The following is a 21074-nucleotide window of genomic DNA, read 5'->3' on the forward strand; positions in this document are numbered from 1 at the left end:
GTCACCACGCTGGGACGATGGGCGGATGACAGATCCGCTCTCCGTGCCCGTCGGCACCGGTCCCGACGAGCTCTTCGAGCGGTTCTCCGCCTGGACGGCCGATCGTGGCCTGGCGCTCTACCCGCACCAGGAGGAGGCGCTGCTCGCCCTCCTCGGCGACGACCACGTCGTCCTCGCCACTCCCACCGGGTCCGGCAAGTCGCTCGTCGCGACCGGGGCCATCGCCCACGCCATGGCCAAGGACCAGGTCGCCTTCTACACCGCGCCGATCAAAGCGCTCGTCTCGGAGAAGTTCTTCGACCTCTGCGCGATCTTCGGCGCCGACAACGTCGGCATGCTCACCGGCGACGCGTCGGTCAACGCCGACGCGCCCGTCATCGTCTGCACCGCAGAGGTGCTCGCCAACCTCGCCCTGCGCGAGGGTCGCGAGGCCGACGTCGGTCTCGTCGTCATGGACGAGTTCCACTACTACGCCGAGCCGGAGCGCGGCTGGGCCTGGCAGGTCCCACTGCTCGAGCTGCCGCAGGCGCAGATGCTCCTCATGTCGGCCACCCTCGGCGACACCCGGGCCATCGAGGACGACCTCGCCGAGCGCACCGGGCGCGACGTCGTGGTCGTCAAGGACGCCGAGCGACCGGTCCCGTTGACCTTCCGCATGGCCCTCACCCCGCTGCAGGAGACGATCGAGGAGATCCTCGAGTGGCGCCGGGCCCCCGTCTACGTCGTCCACCAGACCCAGGCCAATGCCGCCGAGCACGCACGGCTGGTCCAGACGCTCAAGCTGCTCGACAAGGACGAGAAGCAGGCCATCGCCGACCGGCTCGCCGGCTTCCGCTTCTCCGCCGGCTTCGGCCGCACCCTCGGCGGGATGCTGCGTCGCGGCGTCGGCGTGCACCACGCCGGCATGCTCCCCCGCTACCGCCGGCTCGTCGAGCAGCTGGCCCAGGAGGGCCTGCTCAAGGTCATCTGCGGCACCGACACCCTCGGCGTCGGCATCAACGTCCCGATCCGCACCGTGCTCTTCACCTCGCTGACGAAGTTCGACGGCACCCGCCACCGGGTGCTGCGGGTGCGCGAGTTCCTCCAGATCGCGGGGCGGGCCGGCCGCGCCGGCTACGACACCGAGGGCTACGTCGTCGTGCAGGCACCCGAGCACGTCATCGACAACCACCGCGCGCTGCTCAAGGCCGGCGACGACGAGAAGAAGCGCAAGAAGGTCCAGCGCAAGAAGCCGCCCGAGGGCTTCGTCGTGTGGACCGAGGACACCTTCACCAAGCTGACGAGCAATGCGCCCGAGACCCTGCGGTCGCGGATGAAGGTCGACAACTCGATGATCCTCAACGTCGTCGCCCGGCCCGGTGACCCGGTGACCGCCCTGTCGCGCCTCACGAGGGACAACCACGAGGACGCGAAGGGGAGGGCTCGCCTCGCCCGACGGGCCATCCGGCTGGGGCGCAGCCTGCTCGACTCCGGTGTGCTGGAACGCCTCCCGGAGCCGGACGCGACCGGCCGGACCGTGGCCCTCACCCTCGACCTGCCCCCGGACTTCGCGCTCAACCAGCCGCTCGCCCCCTTCGCGCTGGCGGCGCTCGACCTGCTCGACCCCGACTCCCCGACCCACGCCCTCGACGTCGTCTCGACGATCGAGGCGGTGCTCGAGGCGCCGATGGCGGTCCTCGTCGCCCAGCAGCACGCCGCCCGCGGCGAGGCGGTCGCCGAGATGAAGGCCGACGGCATCGAGTACGAGGAGCGGATGCGCCTGCTCGACGAGATCACCTGGCCCCGGCCGCTCGCCGAGGAGCTCGCGGCCGCCTTCGAGACCTACCGCCAGACCCACCCGTGGTTGCCCGAGGAGGCCCTCGTCCCGAAGTCGGTCGTGCGCCTCATGTGGGAGGAGGGCATGTCCTTCGCCGACTTCGTGCGGCGCTTCACCCTCGGCCCGCGCGAGGGACTCGTGCTGCGCTACCTCACCGACGCCTACCGCACCCTGACACGCACCGTGCCCGAGGCGCACTCCTCGCCGCAGCTGCGCGAGATCGTCGAGTGGCTCGGCGAGACCGTGCGGCAGACCGACTCCTCGCTCCTCGACGAGTGGGAGGCACTCACGGACCCCGATGCGGCCACCCGGCTGGCCGAGGGCCGCGAGGCCGCGGCACCGCCGCGACCGCTGTCCGCCCGCACCGGCCCCTTCCGCACCATGGTGCGCGGTGCCCTGTGGCAGCGCGTCGAGCGTGCCGCGCGCGACGACCTGTCGGCGCTGTCGGCCCTCGAGGCCGCGGCGGCCGAGCTCGCCGACGACGGCCGCGCGCCGCTGATGCGCCACGAGGACTGGGACGTCGCCCTCGGCGACTACTGGGAGGAGCACGACCGCATCGGGACCGACCAGGACGCGCGCGGTCCGCACCACCTGCACGTCGCGGAGGTCCGTGGCCCGGCACCGGGGCTCGACCCCGACGTGGCCCCGGACGCGCGGCTGTGGGAGGTGCGCCAGACGCTCGCCGACCCCGAGGGCGACGGCGACTGGGTCATCGAGGCCACCGTCGACCTCGACGCGTCCGACCGCGTCGGCGAGGCGGTCGTGCTCGCCACCGCCCTGCGGCGGTTGTGAGCCCGGGCATATCCTGACGACCTGATGACCACGCTCCCCCGGCGTCTCGCCCACCTCCTGCTCGCGCTCGCCGTCGCCCTCGGCCCGGCACTGCTGTCCGCCCCCGCAGCGCAGGCCGCGCCCACGACCCCCGACGCAGCGTCTGCGCAGGTGCCCGACCCCCTTCGGGTCGGGACCGAAGGGGTGTACGCCCCCTTCTCGATCAAGCAGGGCGACGACTTCACCGGCTTCGACGTCGAGGTGATGAAGGCCGTCGGCGAGCGTCTCGGGGTCCAGGTCGAGTTCGTCGCGACGCCGTGGGACTCGATGTTCGCCGCCCTGGCCGCAGGGCGCTTCGACGTCGTCGCCAACCAGGTCAACGTCAACCCCGAGCGCGAAAAGCTCTACGACCTCTCCGACCCCTACGTCGACACCGCCGGCGTCCTCGTCGTCGCCGAGGACAACCCCGAGGGGATCGAGGAGCTCTCCGACCTCAAGGGCAAGCGCGCCGCCGAGAACCTCACGAGCAGCTGGGCCGAGGTGGCCAAGGACCACGGCGCCCAGATCGTCGGCGTCGACGGGATGAACGAGGCGATGTCGAGCCTCAAGGAGGGTCGCGTCGACGCGATCGTCAACGACAAGCTCGCCGTGCGCAACTACATCGCGACCAGCCCCGACCCCGGGGTCAAGATCGTCGCCGAGACCGACGACCAGGCCCAGTCGGTCTTCGCCGCGAAGAAGGGCACCGGCTACATGCCGGAGATCAACCAGGCCCTCGCGGAGATGGAGGAGGACGGCACCACCCAGGCGATCTACGACAAGTACTTCTCCGCCGACAATGCCGCCCCGAGCGCCTGGGAACTCGTCAAGGACAATGCCTGGCCCATGGCCTGGGCGACGATCAAGGTGACGATCCCACTCACCGCGATCTCCTTCGCCATCGGCCTCGTGCTCGCCCTCGTCACCGCCATCGGCCGGATGTCGACCTCCGCCGTGCCACGGGCCATCGCGCGCGCCTACATCTCGATCATCCGGGGCACCCCGCTGCTCGTGCAGCTCTTCCTCATCTTCTACGCGCTGCCCGAGATCGGCATCGACCTGCCGCCCTTCGTCGCCGCCGTCATCGCCCTGTCGCTCAACGTCGGCGGCTACGCGGCCGAGGTGATCCGCTCGGCCATCGAGTCGATCCCCAAGGGGCAGTGGGAGGCGGCGCAGACGATCGGCATGGGGCCACGGACGGCACTGCGGCGGATCATCCTGCCGCAGGCGGCCCGCACGGCGATCCCGCCGCTGTCCAACACCCTCGTCTCCCTGCTCAAGGACACCTCGCTCACCTCGATCATCCTCGTCGTCGAGCTGACCCAGACCGCCCGGTTCGCCGCGGCACCGACCTTCCAGTACATGCCGATGTTCGCGCTCGCCGCCCTCTACTACTGGATCATCTGCACGATCCTGTCCGTCCTCCAGGACCGCGCCGAGGAGAGGTTCAGCCGTTATGTCGCAGCCTGAGGTGGTCGTCTCCGCGGCCCACGTCCGCAAGAGCTTCGGTGACAAGGAGGTCCTGCGCGACATCTCCTTCGAGGTCGGCTCCGGCGAGGTGACGGTGATCCTCGGGCCCTCGGGCTCGGGCAAGACGACCCTGCTGCGCGCCCTCGGCGGGCTCGAGCGCCCCGACGCCGGCGTCATCACGGTCGGCGACGCGAGCCTCGACTTCGGCCAGCTGACGCCCGGCCGTCACGACCGGCTCCCCCGGGGTCAGCGCGAGCAGCTGACCGCGCTGGGCCGGCAAAGCGGCTTCGTCTTCCAGGGCCACAACCTCTTCGCCCACAAGAGCGCCCTCGACAACATCACCGAGGGTCCCGTCGTCGTGCAGGGCGAGGACCCGCAGGCCGCCCGCGAGCGCGCCCTGGCCCTGCTCCACCAGGTCGGCCTGTCCGAGCAGGCCGACAAGTACCCCTTCCAGCTCTCCGGCGGACAGCAGCAGCGGGTCGGCATCGCCCGGGCCCTCGCCCTGCGCCCGTCGGTCGTGCTCTTCGACGAGCCGACCTCGGCGCTCGACCCCGAGACGGTCGGTGAGGTGCTGCAGGTCATGCGCGACCTCGCCGAGCAGCACTGGACGATGGTCGTCGTCACCCACGAGATCCGCTTCGCCCGGCAGGTCGCCGACGAGGTGCTCTTCATCGACGGCGGGGTCGTCGTCGAGCGCGGCGCACCCGAGCAGGTGATCCTCGACCCGCAGGCCGAGCGGACCCGGTCCTTCCTCCAGCGGATCCTCGACCCGCTGTGACGGTGCAGGTGCCGCTGCGATGATCCTCGTCGACCCACCCACGTGGCCCGGCTGGGGCCGCACGTGGAGCCATCTGGTCTCGGACTCGTCGCTGGCGGAGCTGCACGAGTTCGCCCAGCGCGTCGGGCTGCCACGGCGGCTCTTCGACGAGGACCACTACGACGTGCCCGTCGAGCGCTACGACGAGGTCGTGGCGGCGGGTGCCACCGAGGTCAGTGGGAGCGACCTGATCCGCCGGCTCATCGCCAGCGGCCTGCGCGTCAGCGCGGCGAAGCGCCGCTGAGCCGGTCGAGCTCGCGTCGCAGGTTGACCCGCGCGCGCCCGGTCCACCTCTCGTGCGCGTGGTCGGTGAGGTAGAGACGGTCGCGCTCGACGAAGGGAGCGAGCACCGCGCTCCTGCCCTGCGCGAAGTCCTCGTCGCCGACCATGCCGTACTCGATCCGGACCTGGTGGCAGTAGGCGTCGAAGCGCTCGGTCGGCGCCGCGAGGATCCACAGGTCGGCGTCGTGGAAGGCGCGAGCCGCAGGACCCGGCGAGCTCATCTCGTGGGTGGCCGACTCCCGGACCAGCCGGGCGACGAGGGCGAGATCCGACGGGCCGAGGCCGAGGGCACCGAGGCGCTGCTGCGCCAGCTCCGCAGACGCCTGCTCGTTGGCGCCGGCGGCGGCGTGGGTTTCGTAGACCGCGTCGTGGTACCACGCAGCCAGTCCGGCAAGGTGCCGATCCCGCGCGGGGAGGTCACCCCCTTCGGCCAGCTCGTCGAGGGCCGCGAGGACCTCCGCGAGGTGCACGACGTCGTGGTAGGAGCGGTGGTCCTCAAGCCACCGGTCGAGCAGATCGGTGACCTCCGCCGCGGCCCGCTCGTAGGGTGCGTCTGGGCACAGAGCGGTCACATCGGCGTGCCATCGACTGCGCAACGTGTCCACCGTGCAATTCTGCCGGAATGAGCGCTGACTCCCCGCGGAGCGACACCCTCGAGTCCGTCCGGCGTGCGGGCGTCGAGACCACCGGCATCGAGATCGTCGACGAGGTCGACCGGACCGCCCGCCCGGCCGACCTCTTCTGGCCGTGGTTCGCGGCCAACGTCTCCGTCTTCGGCATCTCCTACGGCAGCTTCGTCCTCGACTTCGGGATCTCCTTCGGTCAGGCCCTCCTCGTCTCGGTCATCGGCATCGTCGTCTCCTTCCTGCTGTGCGGGCTCGTCGCCGTGGCGGGCAAGCGCGGCTCGGCACCGACGATGGTCATCTCGCGCGCCGCCTTCGGCGTCCGGGGGCAGAAGCTGCCCGGGGTCGTCTCGTGGGTCGTCTCGTGGGTCGTCTCGATCGGGTGGGAGACCTTCCTGGCGATCATGGCCACGCTCGCGACGGCGACCGTCATGCGCGAGCTCGGCTGGGGCGGTGGCACGGCGACCAAGGTCGTCGCCATGCTCGTCGTCGCGGCCCTCATCGTCGGCGCCTCGGTCGCGGGCTACCACCTGATCATGCGCATGCAGTCGTGGCTGACCTGGCTGACCGGGCTGGCGACGATCGTCTACGTGGGCCTGACGGTGGGGCACATCGAGTGGTCGACCCTGACCTCCCTCGAGGGCGGCTCCTTCCAGCAGGTGCTCGGCGCGCTCATCATGGTCATGACCGGCTTCGGGCTGGGGTGGATCAACATCGCCGCCGACTGGTCGCGCTACCAGAGCCGCGAGGCCTCCTCCGGCGCGATCGTCGCGTGGAACACCCTCGGCGGCGCCCTGGCGCCCGCGCTCCTCGTCGCCTACGGCATCGGTCTGGCCGGCTCCGACGAGACCCTGCGCGCCGGCATCGTCGCCGACCCCGTCGGCACCCTCGCCACGATCCTGCCGACCTGGTACCTCGTGATCTTCGGGGTCGCGGCCGTGCTCGCGCTCGTCTCGGGCGCGGTCCTGGGCATCTACTCCTCGGGCCTGACCCTGCTGAGCCTCGGGGTGCGCATCCCCCGCCCGGCGGCTGCCGGCCTCGACGGCCTGCTGCTCACCCTCGGCACGATCTACGTCGTCTTCTTCGCCGAGAACTTCCTCGGCCCCTTCCAGTCCTTCCTCATCACCCTCGGCGTGCCGCTGGCCGCGTGGGCCGGCATCTTCTTGTCGGACCTCGCGCTGCGCCGGCGTGACTACGACGAGGAGGCGCTCTTCGACGCCCGCGGGCGCTACGGCTCGGTCGACTGGATCTCCATCGGCACGATGGTCCTCGCCTCGGTCATCGGCTGGGGTCTGGTGACCAATGCGATGCCCGACTCGACGTGGAACAACTGGCAGGGCTACCTGCTCAAGGCCTTCCTCGGCACCGAGCTCGTCGAGGACCCCGCCGGCAACTACTGGGCCGGCGACTGGTCCTATGCCAACCTCGGCGTCATCGTCGCCCTCGGGATCGCCTTCGTCGTCACCCTGGTCGCGCGACGCGGCATCGTGCGGCGGCAGGAGGAGCGATGACCCAGCTGCCCCCGCTCGACGACGCCTGGCTGGTGGTCATCGACCCCCAGCGGATCTTCGCCGACCCCACCTCGGAGTGGGGCTCGCCGATGTTCGACGACGCGCTCGCGCCGATCAAGTCGCTGCGCTCGAGCTTCGGTGCCGGGCGCACGATCGTCACCCGGTGGGTCCCCGGCTCGGAGCGACCCGGCTCGTGGGGGCCCTACTTCGAGCGCTGGTCCTTCGCCGATCGCCCCGCGACCGACCCGGTCTTCGACCTCGTCACCCCGGCCGCGGGCTGGAGCAACCGCGGGTCGGTGGACTGCTCGACCTTCGGCAAGTGGGGTGAGCCGCTGACCCGCATCACCGGCCCCACCCCCACGATCGTGCTCGCCGGTGTCTCGACCGACTGCTGCGTCATCTCGACGGCGCTGCCGGCCGCCGACGACGGCGCCACCGTCGTGGTGGCCGCCGACGCCTGTGCAGGCTCGACCCAGGACAACCACGAGGCCGCCCTGCAGGTCATGGCGCTGTACCCACCGCAGATCGAGGTCGCGACGGGCGCGGCGGTGCTCAGCTCACGGTGATGTTGACCATCCACGGGATGCCGGGCGGGGTGTCGCTGGCGAAGATCGTCTAGCCCGCCTCGGTGACGAGGCTGGCGTGCATCACCTGGTCCGCGTGGGGCGAACGGGCCGCAGCGCCCGAGCCGCCTCGTGCACCGCCTCGCCGAGCCGGTCGATCCGCGTGGTGCGCAGCGTCCACGCCTGCCAGTACAGCGGGACGTCGCGGTGCTCCCGCTGACGCAGCAGCACCAGCCGGCCGGTGTCGAGGTCATCGCCCACCTGGGCCTCCGGGAGCATGGCCCACCCCAGCCCGGCCCGCACCGCCGCGGCAAAGCCCTCCGAGGAGGGCACCTGGGAGGTCGGCGGGACCACGCCGATCCCGAGGTCACGCAGCACGCCGTGCTGCAAGTCGTCCTTGGCGTTGAAGCGCAGGACCGGCATGCGCTCCCAGTCGTGACCGCGGCCCTTCACGTACTCCGTCGCGAGGCCCGCGGAGGCCACCGGCAGGTAGCGCATCGACCCGAGCGGTTCGGTGCGGCAGCCCGCGACCGGGGTCGGGTCGGCGGTCACGGCCCCCACGACCGCACCCCGCCGCAGGTGGTCGGCGCTGTACTCCTCGTCCTCGACCTCGAGGTGCAGCAGGGCGTCGGGCCACCCGGCCGCGGTAGCGAGCACCGGCTCGAACCACGTCGCGAGGGAGTCGGCGTTGACGGCGACCGGGAGCTCGACGGGAGCGGACCCCCCTTCGCCCAGATCGGCCCGGAGCTGGTCGGCGAGCAGGACCATCTGGCGGGCCGTGCGCACGACAGCCGTGCCGGCGGCGGTGGCCCGCACGGGAGCGCTGCGCTCGACGAGCACCCGGCCGGACGCGGCCTCGAGCGCCTTGATGCGCTGGCTGACGGCGGAGGGGGTGATGCCCAGCGCACCGGCCGCCGCCTCGAAGGTCCCCTCGTCGACGACGGCGAGCAGGGCGCGGAGCTGATCGATCTGCATGAAGCAATGCTCATGATGCTGCAGGATCTTTCGTTGGCCTTCATATGGGCCCGACGCCTACCGTCAGTCCGTGATCGTCTCCGCCGTCGCCGGCCTGCTCACCGGCCTCACCCTCATCGTCGCCATCGGCGCACAAAATGCCTTCGTGCTGCGCCAGGGGATCCGGCGTGAGCACCTGGCCCCCGTCGTGCTCATCTGCATCGCCGCCGACGCCCTGCTCATCCTGCTCGGCACAGCGGGCGTCGGCGCGCTCGTCAGCGACCACCCGACCGCGGTGCGCGTCGTCACCTGGCTCGGCGCGGCCTACCTCGTCGGCTACGGGCTGCTCGCCCTGCGCCGGGCCGCCTCGCCGGAGGGCCTCGAGGCCTCCGCTCCGGCCGGCCGCGGGTCGGTCATCGCGACCACGCTCGCCATCACCTTCCTCAACCCGCACGTCTACCTCGACACCGTGCTCATGCTCGGGTCGATCGCCAACGGGCACGGCGAGCAGCGGTGGGCCTTCGCGACGGGGGCAGCGCTCGGCAGCACAGTGTGGTTCACCGGCCTCGGCCTCGGTGCCCGGGCGCTCGCCGGCCCGCTGGGCCGCCCGGGGACGTGGCGCGTCCTCGACGGCCTCATCGGCCTGACCATGATCGGGCTGGCGGTCCTGCTCGTCAGCCGTTGACCGCGACGGTCAGCCGGCCGCCGGCGTGGTGGCGAAGGGGGTCAGCTCGGCCGCGAGGTCACCGTGCACCCGGGCGACGACGAGCGTGCCCTGGCCCAGGTGCTCTTCGGAGACGATCTCGGCCTCGTCGTGCAACCGGCTGACGAGGTCACCGCGCGAGTAGGGCACGAGGACCTCGACGTCGATGTCGGGCTTGGGCAGCTCGTCGGCGACGAGCTGGAGCAGCTCCTCGACCCCCGCGCCGGTGCGCGCCGAAACCGCGATCGAGTGGCGCTCGTGCCGCAGGATCCGGTCGACGACCTCGGGGTCGGCGGCGTCGGCCTTGTTGACGACCACGACCTCCTTGACATCGGTCGCGTGGACGTCGGCCAGCACCGCGCGCACGGCCGAGATCTGGCCCTCGGGGTCGGGGTGAGAGCCGTCGACGACGTGCAGGAGCAGGTCGGCGTCGGCGACCTCCTCGAGCGTGGAGCGGAAGGCCTCGACCAGCTGGTGCGGCAGCGCCCGGACGAAGCCGACGGTGTCGGTGAGCGTGTACTCGCGCCCGTCGGGCGTCTCGGCGCGACGCACGGTGGTGTCGAGGGTCGCGAAGAGCTGGTTGTCGACGAGGACGCCCGCATGGGTGAGGCGGTTGAGCAGGGTCGACTTGCCGGCGTTGGTGTAGCCGGCGATGGCCACGGCCGGCACCTCGTGGTGCGCGCGGGCCGCGCGACGGGTGTCGCGGTGGGTCTTCATGCCGGCGAGCTCGCGCTTGAGCTTGGCGATGCGGGAGTTGATCCGGCGGCGGTCGAGCTCGATCTTGGTCTCACCCGGACCACGCGAGCCCATGCCCTGACCGCCGGCGGCCTGACCACCGGCCTGCCGGGACATCGACTCGCCCCAGCCACGCAGGCGCGGCAGGAGGTACTGCAGCTGGGCCAGCTCGACCTGCGCCTTGCCCTCACGGGACTTGGCGTGCTGGGCGAAGATGTCAAGGATCAGGGCGGTGCGGTCGATGACCTTGACCTTGACGACGTCCTCGAGGGCACGCCGCTGGCTCGGTGCCAGCTCGGTGTCGCAGACCACGGTGTCGGCGCCCTCGGCGACGACGATCTCCTTGAGCTCCTGGGCCTTGCCCGAGCCGAGATAGGTGCTGGGGTCAGGGGTCTGGCGCCGCTGCAGGACACCGGCGAGCACCTCGGAGCCGGCCGTCTCGGCCAGGGCCGCCAGCTCACGCAGGGAGTTCTCCGCGTCGGCAACGGTCCCGTCGCTCCAGACCGCCGCGAGGACGACGCGCTCCAGACGCAGCTGCCGGTACTCGACCTCGGTGATGTCCTCGAGCTCGGTCGACAGGCCCTGCACACGGCGCAGGGCGGAGCGCTCCTCGCGGTCGAACTGGTCGCCGTCGTAGTCGATGTCGCCAGCCGGCTCGAGGAAGCCGTCGCGGTCGGCCAGCGCCTGGGCGCGGCGGGAGAGCACCCGGTCGATGATCGGGCTGGGGGTGGTGTCGTCGTCGGCGTCGTCGTGGGCGCTGTGCAGTGGTTCGGTCATGTTCTCCTCAGGATCTCACCCTGCAACGCCGCAGGGCCAACCATTAGTCCCGGCCGTCCCCCATGACGGCATTGAAGGCCTGCCCGAAGGCGCCCGCGACGAGGATCTCGATGCCCTCCTCTCCCTGATGGGTGACGACGCTGGTCGACCCGTCGGCAGCGCGGTGGTAGGCGTGCGGTGTCACCGGCCCGGGCTGGGACTCGAACTCGCCCGCGGCGAACTGAGCGAGCCACTCGTCGAGGACGAGGGGGGCAGCGGCTCGGGCACCGCAACCCGTAGACCTGCCCGTCAGCGGCCTCGAGGTGGCCGGCGTCGATGGTCGTCTCGACCCCTCGTGAGGCGAGATGCTGTCGAGCGAGCGCCATGAGCCGGCGGCCGCGCCCTGCTCAGCGTCGGCAGGACGGAGTCGGGAAGATCCCCATACCCGCATCGTGCCACCGGTGCCGCGTCGCACGAGGCAAGAGCGTAGGGTCTCCAGCCGTGTCCGACTCCCCCACCACCGTCCCCGAGCACGAGCACCTCGACCGCGGGCTCAACCCCCGCCACGTGCAGTTCATCGCGCTCGGCACCGCCATCGGCACCGGCCTGTTCTACGGCTCCTCCGAGACGATCCAGGCCGCCGGCCCGGCCGTCCTCGTTGCCTACGCCGTGGCCGGCTTCATGGTCTACATCGTCATGCGCGCCCTCGGTGAGATGGCGGTCCGCCATCCCGTGGCCGGGTCCTTCGCGCAGTACGCCGGCTCCTTCCTCGGCCCCTACGCCGGCTTCATCGTCGGCTGGGTCTTCTGGCTCGAGCTCGCGGTCGTCGCGATCGCCGACATGACCGCCGTCGCGACCTACATGGGGCTGTGGTTCCCCAGCGTCCCCGGCTGGGTGTGGATGGCCGCGGCGATCGCCCTCATCGGCGCCCTCAACCTCATGGCGGTGCGGGTCTTCGGGGAGATGGAGTTCTGGTTCTCCCTCATCAAGGTGACGGCGATCATCGCCCTCGTCGTCGGTGGGCTGGCGCTCATCCTCTGGGGGCGCGAGGTCGGCGGCACGACCCCGGACGTCGCCCACCTGTGGAGCCACGACGGCTTCGCCCCCTTCGGCCTGTGGGGCATCATCATGAGCTTCAGCGTCGTCGTCTTCTCCTTCGGCGGCATCGAGACGCTCGGGATGACGGCCGGCGAGGCCGACGACCCCGAGCACTCCATCGCACGCGCGGTCAACACCGTGCCCTTCCGCATCCTGCTCTTCTACGTGGCGGCGCTCGCGGTGATCATGTCGATCATCCCGTGGGACGAGGTCACCGGCGAGTCCTCCCCCTTCGTCGAGGTCTTCGCCGCGCTCCAGGTCCCCGCGGCGCAGCACGTGATGAACTTCGTCGTCCTCACCGCTGCCCTGTCGGCGATGAACGCGATCTTCTACGCCTGCTCACGCACGATGTACGGCCTCGCCGAGCAGGGTCACGCGCCGCGTTCCTTCCTCCACCTGTCGCCGCGGGCGCACATCCCGATCTACCCGGTGCTGTGCATGTTCGGTGCGGGTGCGGTGGGCCTCGTGCTCTTCCTCGTCATCGAGGACCGGCTCTTCTTCTTCGTCGCCGCGATCGCGTCCTTCGCGACGGTCTTCACCTGGCTGATGATCCTGCTCGCGCACTGGCGGATGCGGGCCGGCATGGCCCGCGCGGGCGTGGCACCCACCGGCTTCGCGATGCCCTTCTTCCCGATCCTCAACGTCATCGCGATGGCCTTCATGGTCGGCGTCATCGTGCTGCTGGCGACGACCGAGTCCGGCCGCAACGCCTTCTTCGTCGGTGCCGGCGCCCTCGTGCTCCTCACGATCGCGTGGTTCACCCTCGTGCGGGACGAAGGGAGGGCACCGATCGTCCTCGAGGACGCGGCTCACCTCTCCGGTGACAGCTCCCGGGTGTAGAGCACGGTGCCGCGGGCATCGCGCAGGGTGACGGTCAGCGTGCCGTCGTCGGCGATGTCGGCGTGCCCGAAGAACTGGTTGCCCCCGCGCGGCGACTGGTTGGGGTAGTCGGCACTCTTGACGAAGTCGACCCGCGGGCCGAAGGTCGCGTCCATCTCGTTGGGCCCGAAGGTGCCGGCGTTGATCGGACCCGCGACGAACTCCCAGAAGGGTCGGAAGTCGGTGAAGGCCGCTCGCTCCGGGCTGTAGTGGTGGGCCGCGCAGTAGTGCACGTCGGCGGTGATCCACACGACGCCGGGCACGTCCTTGATCTCGCGCAGCAGCCACGCCAGCTCGATCTCCTTGCCGAGCGGGGCACGCGGGTCCCGATTGGCCAGCGACTCCTGGGCGTCGCCGTCCGGGACGACGATCCCGATCGGCAGGTCGGCCGAGACGACCTTCCAGGTGGCCTTCGACGCCTTGAGCTCGGCCGCCAGCCAGCGGACCTGCTCGTCGCCGATGAGGGAGGTCCGGTGGCCCTCGAGCCCCGCGGTGTTGGGGTCCTTGTAGGTGCGCATGTCGAGGCAGAAGACGTCGAGGTGCCTGCCGCGGGAGACCTTGCGGTGGATGCGCTGCCCGTCCCGACGGTCCTGGCCGTTGCTGATCGGCTGCCACTCCCACCACGCCTGCTTGGCCCAGCGGGCGAGGACGTCGACACGCTGCTCACGGTCGTAGGCGGGGTCGGTGAGGATCTCGCCGGGGTACCAGTTGTTGGTCGTCTCGTGGTCGTCCCACTGGGCCAGCACCGGCACGTCCGCGTACATCGCCCGCAGGTTGTCGTCGAGGTGGTTGTAGCGGTGCCGCCCACGGAACTCCGCGAGGCTCTGCGCCCGCTCCTCCACCTCGGGGATGACGAGGTTGCGCCAGACCTGCCCGTCGGGCTCGGTGACGCGGGCCTCGATCGGCCCGTCGGCGTAGATGGTGTCACCGCAGTGCACGAAGAAGTCCGGACGGGTCTCGTGCATCGTCCGGTAGGCCGTGTACCCGCCGAGGTCGGGGTTGATCCCCCACCCCTGACCCGCCGTGTCCCCGGTCCACACGAAGGACTGGCCGGACCGGCCACGCGGTGCCGTCGTGAAGGTCAGGTCCGCGGTCTGCCCCCTTCGCCTCTCCTCGTCCTCGAAGGCGACCTCGATCTCGTGCCGCCGCCCCGGGGCGAGGTGCCGCAGGTCGATCTTGCCCGTGTGGTCGGTGCCGGGCGTCACCCACGGTCCGCGGACGGTCCGCCGGGAGCGACCCGGCCCCCGGAGCGTGGCGACCATGCGCGAAGGGCGGTCCGCCCGGGCCCAGATCACCGCCGAGTTGGTCGTGACGTCGCCCGAGGCGACGCCGGAGGGCAGCAGTGGCCGGCTGCGGTGCACCTGGAAGGGGGCGGCGACGGCCGACGGCTGGAGGGCCGCCGCACCGGCGGCGACGACGGTGGTGGACAGGACGACGCGACGGGAGATCTCGGGCATGGGTCGAGGCTCCCGCGCCCGGGTGGCGACGACGTGGGCACCAGGTGGCCGGCACGTGACCGGCAGGTCAGCCCTTGGCCAGAACCCGGATGTCGGTCGCCTCGGTGCGCTCGGCGTCGGCCCGCTCGTCCTCGGTCAGCTGCTGGCTCTCGATCTCGGCCCGCACGCGGCGCAGGTAGTGGTCGATCTCGGAGGTCGTGCGTTCCTCGTCCCAGCCGAGCTCGGCCGCGAGGATCCGCGCGGCGGGCTCGGCGGCCTCGACGCCGCGGTCGGGTGTCTCGATGGAGATGCGCATCCGGCGGGTGAGCAGGTCGTTGAGGTGGAGCGTCGCCTCGTGGCGGGCCGCGTAGACGACCTCGACCCGCAGGTACTCCTCGGCACCGGCGAGCGGCTCTGCGAGAGAACGGTCCTCGTCGATCATGGCGAAGAGGTCGACGGCCATCGAGCCGTAGCGGTCGAGCAGGTGGGTCACCCGCCAGACCGGCAGGTCGTGCCGTCGGCTCAGGGTGTCGAGCTGGTTGACGAGCGCCTGGTAGCCCTCGGCGCCGACGAGCGGGATGTGGGCGGTGACGCTCTCGGGGACGCCGGGCGAGAGGTCCTCGCGGGCGGCGTCGACGGCGTCGGCGGCCATGACCCGGTAGGTCGTGTACTTGCCGCCGGCGATCGAGATCAGGCCCGGCTGGGGGCGAGCCACCGCGTGCTCGCGGCTCAGCTGCGAGGACTCCTCCGACTCTCCGGCGAGCAGGGGGCGCAGCCCGGCGTAGACGCCCTGGATGTCCTCGCGGGTGAGCGGGGTGAGGAGCACGCCGTTGATCTGCTCGAGGATGTAGTCGATGTCCGCGGACGTCGCGGCGGGGTGGGCCCGGGAGAGGTTCCAGTCGGTGTCGGTCGTGCCGATGATCCAGTGGGTGCCCCACGGGATGCAGAAGAGCACCGACTTCTCCGTGCGCAGGATCAGGCCGGTCTCGGAGTTGACCCGGTCGCGGGCGACGACGATGTGCACGCCCTTGCTCGCCCGCACGTGGAAGCGTCCTCGCCCACCGGCCATCGTCTGGATGTCGTCGGTCCACACGCCGGTGCAGTTGATGACCACCGAGGCACCCACCTCGACCTCGTCGCCGGTCTCGACGTCGAGCACCCGGGCGCCCACGACGCGCTCACCGGCGTGGAGCAGGCCGGTGACCTTGGCGGAGTTGAGCACCGTGGCGCCGTAGGAGGCGGCGGTGCGCACGACGGTGAGGGTGTGGCGGGCGTCGTCGCACTGGGCGTCGTGGTAGAGCAGGCCGCCGTGGTGCGCGGAGGGCTTGAGCCCGGGCGCGATCCGGCGCACTCCTCGCTTCGTCATCTGCTTGGTGCGCGGGACGGACCGGCCGCCGCCCATCGTGTCGTAGAGGGTCAGGCCGGCGGTGACGTAGGGCCGCTCCCAGACCGGGTGCGACAGCGGGTAGAGGAAGCTCACCGGCTTGACCAGGTGCGGGGCGATGCGGGTGAGCATGAGCTCACGCTCCTGGAGGGCCTCGCGCACGAGCGCGAAGTTGAGCTGCTCGAGATAGCGGACCCCGCCGTGGAAGAGCTTGGAGGACCGGGAGGAGGTGCCGGAGGCGAAGTCGCGCTGCTCGACGAGGGCGACCTTGAGGCCACGGGTGGCCGCGTCGAGCGCGACGCCCGCGCCGGTCACTCCCCCACCGACGACGAGGACGTCGAGGTCCTCCTCGGCGATGCGACGCCAGGCCGCGTCGCGCTGCTGGTGATCGAGCGGTGTGGGATTCGGCATGGCACAACGGTAGTCGGCAACCTGCCCGCCGAGGAACCCGACCTGACAGGATGCCAACATGAGTGCACCGACCACGTACGTGCTGTCCATCGACCAAGGGACGACGAGCACCCGGGCCATGGTCTTCGGCCGCGACGGGGCAGTCATCGCTACCGATCAGATCGAGCACGAGCAGATCTTCCCGCGGGCCGGCTGGGTCGAGCACGACGCCTTGGAGATCTGGGGCAACACCCGCCGCGTCATCGGCGGCGCCCTCGGCAAGGCCAACCTCAACAGCGGCCACATCGACGCGGTGGGCATCACCAACCAGCGCGAGACGACCGTCGTGTGGGAGAAGGCGACCGGGCAGCCGATCCACAACGCCATCGTCTGGCAGGACACACGGACCCAGGCGCTGGTCGACGAGCTCGCGTCCGATGGCGGGCTCGACCGCTTCAAGGAGGTCTGCGGGCTGCCGCTCGCCACGTACTTCGCCGGGCCCAAGATCGCCTGGATCCTCGACCACGTCGAGGGAGCCCGGGAGCGCGCCGAGGCCGGCGAGCTGCTCGCCGGCACGATGGACACCTGGGTGCTGTGGAACCTCACCGGTGGCGGGGAGAACGACGGCGTCCACGTCACCGAGGTCACCAATGCCTCGCGCACGATGCTCATGGACCTGCGCACCCTGGAGTGGGACGAGGCCACGTGCGAGGCCATCGGGGTGCCGGTGCAGGTGCTGCCCGAGATCCGCTCGTCCTCGGAGGTCTACGGCGAGTGCAAGCCGGGCGTCCTCAACGGCACGCCGATCGCGGGGATCCTCGGCGACCAGCAGTCGGCCACCTTCGGTCAGGCCTGCCTGACGCCGGGCACCGCCAAGAACACCTACGGCACGGGCAACTTCATGCTGCTCAACACCGGCACCGAGATCGTCTCCAGCGACAACGGCCTGCTGACGACGGTCTGCTACCAGCTGGGCGAGCAGGACGCGGTCTACGCCCTGGAGGGGTCGATCGCCGTGACCGGGTCGCTGATCCAGTGGCTGCGCGACAACCTCGGCTTCATCAAGGAGGCGCCCGAGGTCGAAGCGCTCGCCTGCAGCGTCGAGGACAACGGCGGGGTGTACTTCGTGCCGGCCTTCTCCGGGCTCTTCGCCCCGCACTGGCGGCCCGACGCACGCGGCGCGATCCTCGGGCTGACCCGCTACGCCACCAAGGCCCACATCGCCCGTGCGGCGCTGGAGTCGACGGCCTACCAGACACGTGACGTGCTCGACGCGATGCAGGCCGACGCCGAGCGGGCCGGCGGGCGGCTGACCGAGCTCAAGGTCGACGGCGGGATGGTCGCCAACGACACGCTCATGCAGTTCCAGGCGGACATGCTCGGCGTCGACGTCGTGCGGCCGCAGATCGCCGAGACCACGGCCCTGGGTGCCGCCTACGCCGCCGGCCTGGCCGTCGGCTACTGGGAATCGACGGACGAGATCGTCGACAACTGGTCCGAGGGGAAGCGATGGTCGCCGTCGATGGACGAGGACGAGGTCAAGCGGCTGCACCGCAACTGGACCAAGGCCATCTCCAAGACCCTCGACTGGGTGGACGAGGACGTCGACTGATCAGGCGGCGAAGAGCTCACCGAGGCGCACCTCGAGGGGCGACCACAGCACGTCCGGGTGTGACACCGCCACCGGACCGGCAGTCACCGGACCGGCAGGCACCGGACCGGTAGACACCTGCCCGATCGACCCACGGCCATGACCGAGGGGTGGTGGGGCCAGGCTGCGGTACACGACGCCGGTCGAGGTGCTGAGGACCACCTCGTGGGGCCTCCCCCCGCCCGGGTCGAGCCCGCTCGCGAGCACCTCGGCGCTCCAGCCGGGCTGTTCCTTGTCGAGGTTGTGCCGCTGGCAGACGCCCAGGCCGTTGGCCGCTGAGGTCTCGCCGCCCCGGGCGAAGGCCTCGACGTGGTCGACCTGACGCGCGGGTGCATCGCACCACGGCACCCGGCAGCCTTGGTCGCGCAGCTCGACGAAGCGCCTCAGCCCGCCGTGGAAGAGCCGACGCGTGGAGTCCATGGCGACGAGCTCGTGCCCACCGGGCGAGGTCCACAGGCGACGCAGCCACACCCCGGACGACGCGGCGTCGTCTGCGTCGGCGCCGTCGAGCAGACGCAGGACCATCTCGCGCGCCGTCTCCGGGGGCATCGCCCCGAAGCCCGGCACCTCGACCTGCTCGCCGCCGGCCGGGGCAACGCTGGTCTGGGCGACGCTGGCCGGGGCGACGCCGGGCAGGAGGGCCGCCTCGCTCATGACGAGCGCGACCTCGACCGGCTGTGGCTGCCCCTCGGCCCGACCGGAGAGCAGCTCGAGAGCCGTGTCGGCGAGCCAGGCACCCTCGCCACGCCCGTCGGCTGCCCGCTCCGCATCGACCCGCGCGTCTCCGGTGGCAACATGGCGGCTCCGCTCGGCAGACCGCAGGGCCGCGTAGGCACCGACGACCTCGGCGACCGGACCGAGCACGCTCAGCCAGGCCATGCCATCGGGCGCGGGGCGCACCCCGACCCGGCGTGATGCCGCGGCCCGCCGGCGGCGCTCGACCAGTGCCGCCTGGTCGAGGTCGGCGCAGACCCGGTGGGCCGCCCGAGACAGGCCCTGGTCACCGAGTGTCGTCAGGCACCCGGACAGCCGACGATCGGCCTCGAGCCGATCGGCCGCCGCCAGGCACGCGGTCTCGCGGACGACGATCGTCGCCCGCCACTCGCTGATCTGCCCCGCAGTCAGGGCCGCCATCGTGCACGGCAGCTCGTGGACGAGCGCCCGCGCCACGCCCACGTGCCGATCGGCCTGCCCGGGTGAGACCCGCCGGGCCAGCGCCACCTCGGACCGAGCGGCCCGCCGCTGCAGCGACGCCTGCCGGTCGGACAGCTCCTCACGGGCGACTGCGGCAGACACCAGCCCGTCGCGCTGCTCGACGAAGCGCTCGGTGGCCCGCGCCTGCAGGGCCGACGCCGCGCCCTTGGTCGACTCGAGGAGGGCGACCACCTCGAGGAGCTCGGCCTCGCCGAGGCCGTCGACCGATGCCGCCCCCAGGGCCGCCAGCGACGCCGCCAGTGCGTCGGGCAAGCGCGCCTCACTGCTGGCGTCGCACTCGCCACTGCCCCGCACCGTCGTCTCGGTCATCGCGCCTCCCCTCGCTCCCATCATTATAGAACACCTGTTCGATAGATTCACGAGGGCGGGCCAAGAAATGTCCCGGTGCAACCGCCCCCGGCCCAAGCACCCCCTTCGACAGCATCAGCCTGTCACCCACCACCGACAGCGCACCTAGGGTTGTCCCGTGACCGACCACTACTTCACCGACTCCCCTGCCGCGACCGATGCCGAGCGACGCCCGCTGGAGGTCACGCTCGCCGGCCGAGAGGTCACGGTGGAGACCGCAGGTGGCACCTTCTCCCCCACCGGCCTCGACAAGGCGACGGCGATCCTGCTCGACACGGTGCCCCAACCCCCTTCTGCCGCAGACCTGCTCGACATCGGCTGCGGCTGGGGCCCGATCGCCCTCACCCTCGCGCTCCGGGCCCCCGAGGCCACGGTCTGGGCCGTCGACGTCACGGAGCGGGCGCTCGACCTCACCCGCCGCAATGCGGCCGCCCTCGGGCTGACCAACGTGCGGACCGCCCGTCCGGACGAGGTGCCGGCGAATCTCCCCTTCGCCGCCATCTGGTCCAACCCGCCGATCCGCATCGGCAAGCCTGCCGTCCACGAGCTGCTGCGCACCTGGCTCCCCCGCCTCGCGCCGGGAGCCGACGCTCACCTCGTCATCGGCAAGAACCTCGGCGCCGACGGCTACCAGCGCTGGATCAGCACCGAGCTGGGCCTGCCGACGGAACGGGTCGGGTCGAGCAAGGGCTTCAGGGTCCTGCGGACCAGCCGGCCCGCGGCGGGTTGACCAAGTCTCCCTCCCAGGTGAGGTCGCTGCCCTCGTCGACCTCGAAGGCCTCGTAGCGGTCGTCCGTGAGCACCGCATCGACGAGCGCCCGGGACCCGGCCACGATCGTGCTGTCCCAGTCGATCTCGCTGGCGACCACCCAGGCGTGGTCCGCAGGCCAGACGAGCTGCGGGAGCGGCCCGTCGAAGACCGAGGTCCACCCGATGCCCGCCCGGTGCGGCCACGTCTCGTCGGCCAGCTCGTCGCAGCCGGTCGCCAACAGCACGTACTCGCGACCGGGAAGCTCCAGGAGCGGGCCGCGGCGCGCCGCCGTGGCGACATCGGGGGCGACCGAGGTCCGCTGCTCCTCGAGGTGACGCCGCATCCGTGCGTCGACCTCCACCTCGGCGTCCGTCCCCGCGTCGCCGTCCTCCGCGCGCTCGTGGACCACGGTCGTGCCGCTGAGCTCGCTCCACCCCGCCCAGATGCCGACGACGAGCTGCTCGGGCGAGCGCGTGGCCTCCCGCAGGTGCCCGGTCAGCCCGGCGAGCAGATCGACGTCCAGTGACCCGTCGCGCGACTGCCCGACCCGCCAGCCGTCGGCGAAGTCGACCCCCTGGTGGAGGTCCGCCAACCGGTTCCACTGGACGAGCGGGTGCATCGTCAGCCCCTGTCGGGCCGCCACGCGCGACCACGGCCAGCGCCCCTCCTCCAGCACCGGGTGCATGCCCCACCGGTCGGCGACCGTGAGGTCCTCACGGTGCACCGGCACCGGGTGCAGGATGCGGGCGTAGGCCTCGAAGCCCGCGCCCGCGACCCCTCCGACGCGCGCCCAGCCACCGATCCGCTCACGCAGCCAGTCGCCGCAGGACACCTCCGTGATCAGCTCCATCCGGTGAGCCTACGGCGAGCGTCAGCGCTGCT

General features: G+C 71.6%; 18 protein-coding genes. 10 read left to right on the plus strand and 8 right to left on the minus strand.

The features are described 5' to 3' along the window. Window positions 1-25: 25 nt before the first annotated feature. Genes NYE39_RS04905 through NYE39_RS04920 form a run of 4 tightly spaced genes read left to right on the plus strand, consistent with a single transcriptional unit; the run spans window position 26 to window position 5157 of the window. A complete protein-coding gene (locus NYE39_RS04905; RefSeq protein WP_341011987.1) occupies window positions 26-2608 on the plus strand; it encodes a DEAD/DEAH box helicase in 2583 nt (860 codons plus the stop codon). 24 nt (window positions 2609-2632) lie between these two features. Next, on the plus strand, window positions 2633-4096 hold the full coding sequence (locus tag NYE39_RS04910) for an ABC transporter substrate-binding protein/permease (protein ID WP_341011988.1): 1464 nt from the start codon (window positions 2633-2635) through the stop codon (window positions 4094-4096). Next, entirely contained in the window at window positions 4083-4874 is a 792-nt protein-coding gene (locus NYE39_RS04915) for an amino acid ABC transporter ATP-binding protein (protein WP_341011989.1), read from the plus strand. The genes NYE39_RS04910 and NYE39_RS04915 overlap by 14 nt, the downstream gene beginning before the upstream one ends. Before the next feature lie 19 nt (window positions 4875-4893). Then, window positions 4894-5157 (plus strand): DUF4031 domain-containing protein, encoded by a 264-nt coding sequence (locus NYE39_RS04920; protein ID WP_192910472.1) that lies wholly within the window; start codon window positions 4894-4896, stop codon window positions 5155-5157. Here NYE39_RS04920 and NYE39_RS04925 read toward each other — a convergent pair. Beyond that, window positions 5135-5791 carry an HD domain-containing protein gene (locus NYE39_RS04925; protein WP_341011990.1) on the minus strand — a complete coding sequence of 219 codons (657 nt, stop codon included), beginning with the start codon at window positions 5789-5791 and terminating at the stop codon, window positions 5135-5137. The genes NYE39_RS04920 and NYE39_RS04925 overlap by 23 nt on opposite strands. A gap of 26 nt (window positions 5792-5817) precedes the next feature. Here NYE39_RS04925 and NYE39_RS04930 point away from each other — a divergent pair, with 26 nt between their 5' ends. Beyond that, on the plus strand, window positions 5818-7329 hold the full coding sequence (locus tag NYE39_RS04930) for a purine-cytosine permease family protein (protein WP_341011991.1): 1512 nt from the start codon (window positions 5818-5820) through the stop codon (window positions 7327-7329). Next, entirely contained in the window at window positions 7326-7895 is a 570-nt protein-coding gene (locus tag NYE39_RS04935) for a cysteine hydrolase family protein (protein WP_341011992.1), read from the plus strand. Before NYE39_RS04930 ends, NYE39_RS04935 begins: the two co-directional genes overlap by 4 nt. A gap of 81 nt (window positions 7896-7976) precedes the next feature. Here the strand turns inward: NYE39_RS04935 and NYE39_RS04940 are convergent, their stop codons facing one another. Further along, window positions 7977-8867 (minus strand): LysR family transcriptional regulator ArgP, encoded by an 891-nt coding sequence (locus NYE39_RS04940; protein WP_341011993.1) that lies wholly within the window; start codon window positions 8865-8867, stop codon window positions 7977-7979. 70 nt (window positions 8868-8937) lie between these two features. On the opposite strand from NYE39_RS04940, the gene NYE39_RS04945 reads away from it, so the two are divergent. Next, the gene (locus tag NYE39_RS04945; protein ID WP_341011994.1) at window positions 8938-9531 is read left to right on the plus strand and encodes a LysE/ArgO family amino acid transporter; all 594 of its coding nucleotides are present in this window, start codon (window positions 8938-8940) and stop codon (window positions 9529-9531) included. 9 nt (window positions 9532-9540) lie between these two features. Here the strand turns inward: NYE39_RS04945 and hflX are convergent, their stop codons facing one another. Then, window positions 9541-11061 (minus strand): GTPase HflX, encoded by a 1521-nt coding sequence (gene hflX, locus NYE39_RS04950; RefSeq protein ID WP_341011995.1) that lies wholly within the window; start codon window positions 11059-11061, stop codon window positions 9541-9543. A gap of 43 nt (window positions 11062-11104) precedes the next feature. Next, on the minus strand, window positions 11105-11245 hold the full coding sequence (locus tag NYE39_RS04955) for a hypothetical protein (RefSeq protein WP_164513591.1): 141 nt from the start codon (window positions 11243-11245) through the stop codon (window positions 11105-11107). 296 nt (window positions 11246-11541) lie between these two features. Here NYE39_RS04955 and NYE39_RS04960 point away from each other — a divergent pair, with 296 nt between their 5' ends. Then, window positions 11542-12978, plus strand: a complete 1437-nt coding sequence (locus tag NYE39_RS04960) for an amino acid permease (RefSeq protein ID WP_072624951.1) — start codon at window positions 11542-11544, stop codon at window positions 12976-12978. Here NYE39_RS04960 and NYE39_RS04965 read toward each other — a convergent pair. Next, window positions 12948-14474, minus strand: coding sequence for an alkaline phosphatase D family protein (locus tag NYE39_RS04965; protein ID WP_341011996.1), 1527 nt, complete (start codon window positions 14472-14474; stop codon window positions 12948-12950). The two genes, NYE39_RS04960 and NYE39_RS04965, sit on opposite strands and share 31 nt — an antisense overlap. 67 nt (window positions 14475-14541) lie before the next feature. Continuing rightward, on the minus strand, window positions 14542-16248 hold the full coding sequence (locus tag NYE39_RS04970; RefSeq protein ID WP_341011997.1) for a glycerol-3-phosphate dehydrogenase/oxidase: 1707 nt from the start codon (window positions 16246-16248) through the stop codon (window positions 14542-14544). Window positions 16249-16306: 58 nt separating this feature from the next. Here NYE39_RS04970 and glpK point away from each other — a divergent pair, with 58 nt between their 5' ends. Further along, a complete protein-coding gene (glpK, locus tag NYE39_RS04975; RefSeq protein WP_192910482.1) occupies window positions 16307-17839 on the plus strand; it encodes a glycerol kinase GlpK in 1533 nt (510 codons plus the stop codon). Here glpK and NYE39_RS04980 read toward each other — a convergent pair whose 3' ends face one another. Beyond that, window positions 17840-19402, minus strand: coding sequence for an HNH endonuclease (locus NYE39_RS04980; protein WP_341011998.1), 1563 nt, complete (start codon window positions 19400-19402; stop codon window positions 17840-17842). It lies immediately after the preceding gene. 157 nt (window positions 19403-19559) lie between these two features. Between NYE39_RS04980 and NYE39_RS04985 the strand changes: the two genes are divergently transcribed. Beyond that, a complete protein-coding gene (locus NYE39_RS04985) occupies window positions 19560-20171 on the plus strand; it encodes a class I SAM-dependent methyltransferase (RefSeq protein WP_341011999.1) in 612 nt (203 codons plus the stop codon). Here the strand turns inward: NYE39_RS04985 and NYE39_RS04990 are convergent. Further along, window positions 20134-21042, minus strand: a complete 909-nt coding sequence (locus NYE39_RS04990) for a hypothetical protein (protein WP_341012000.1) — start codon at window positions 21040-21042, stop codon at window positions 20134-20136. The genes NYE39_RS04985 and NYE39_RS04990 overlap by 38 nt on opposite strands. Window positions 21043-21074: the final 32 nt, after the last annotated feature.

This window comes from Janibacter sp. FSL W8-0316 (assembly GCF_038004165.1).
Taxonomy (GTDB): domain Bacteria; phylum Actinomycetota; class Actinomycetes; order Actinomycetales; family Dermatophilaceae; genus Janibacter; species Janibacter indicus.

Coding starts and splice junctions, on each gene's coding strand:
- NYE39_RS04905 (WP_341011987.1), top strand. CDS start 26: ATGACAGATCCGCTCTCCGTGCCCGTCGGCACCGGTCCCGACGAGCTC.
- NYE39_RS04910 (WP_341011988.1), top strand. CDS start 2,633: ATGACCACGCTCCCCCGGCGTCTCGCCCACCTCCTGCTCGCGCTCGCC.
- NYE39_RS04915 (WP_341011989.1), top strand. CDS start 4,083: ATGTCGCAGCCTGAGGTGGTCGTCTCCGCGGCCCACGTCCGCAAGAGC.
- NYE39_RS04920 (WP_192910472.1), top strand. CDS start 4,894: ATGATCCTCGTCGACCCACCCACGTGGCCCGGCTGGGGCCGCACGTGG.
- NYE39_RS04930 (WP_341011991.1), top strand. CDS start 5,818: ATGAGCGCTGACTCCCCGCGGAGCGACACCCTCGAGTCCGTCCGGCGT.
- NYE39_RS04935 (WP_341011992.1), top strand. CDS start 7,326: ATGACCCAGCTGCCCCCGCTCGACGACGCCTGGCTGGTGGTCATCGAC.
- NYE39_RS04940 (WP_341011993.1), bottom strand. CDS start 8,867: ATGCAGATCGATCAGCTCCGCGCCCTGCTCGCCGTCGTCGACGAGGGG.
- hflX (WP_341011995.1), bottom strand. CDS start 11,061: ATGACCGAACCACTGCACAGCGCCCACGACGACGCCGACGACGACACC.
- NYE39_RS04965 (WP_341011996.1), bottom strand. CDS start 14,474: ATGCCCGAGATCTCCCGTCGCGTCGTCCTGTCCACCACCGTCGTCGCC.
- NYE39_RS04970 (WP_341011997.1), bottom strand. CDS start 16,248: ATGCCGAATCCCACACCGCTCGATCACCAGCAGCGCGACGCGGCCTGG.
- glpK (WP_192910482.1), top strand. CDS start 16,307: ATGAGTGCACCGACCACGTACGTGCTGTCCATCGACCAAGGGACGACG.
- NYE39_RS04980 (WP_341011998.1), bottom strand. CDS start 19,402: ATGACCGAGACGACGGTGCGGGGCAGTGGCGAGTGCGACGCCAGCAGT.
- NYE39_RS04990 (WP_341012000.1), bottom strand. CDS start 21,042: ATGGAGCTGATCACGGAGGTGTCCTGCGGCGACTGGCTGCGTGAGCGG.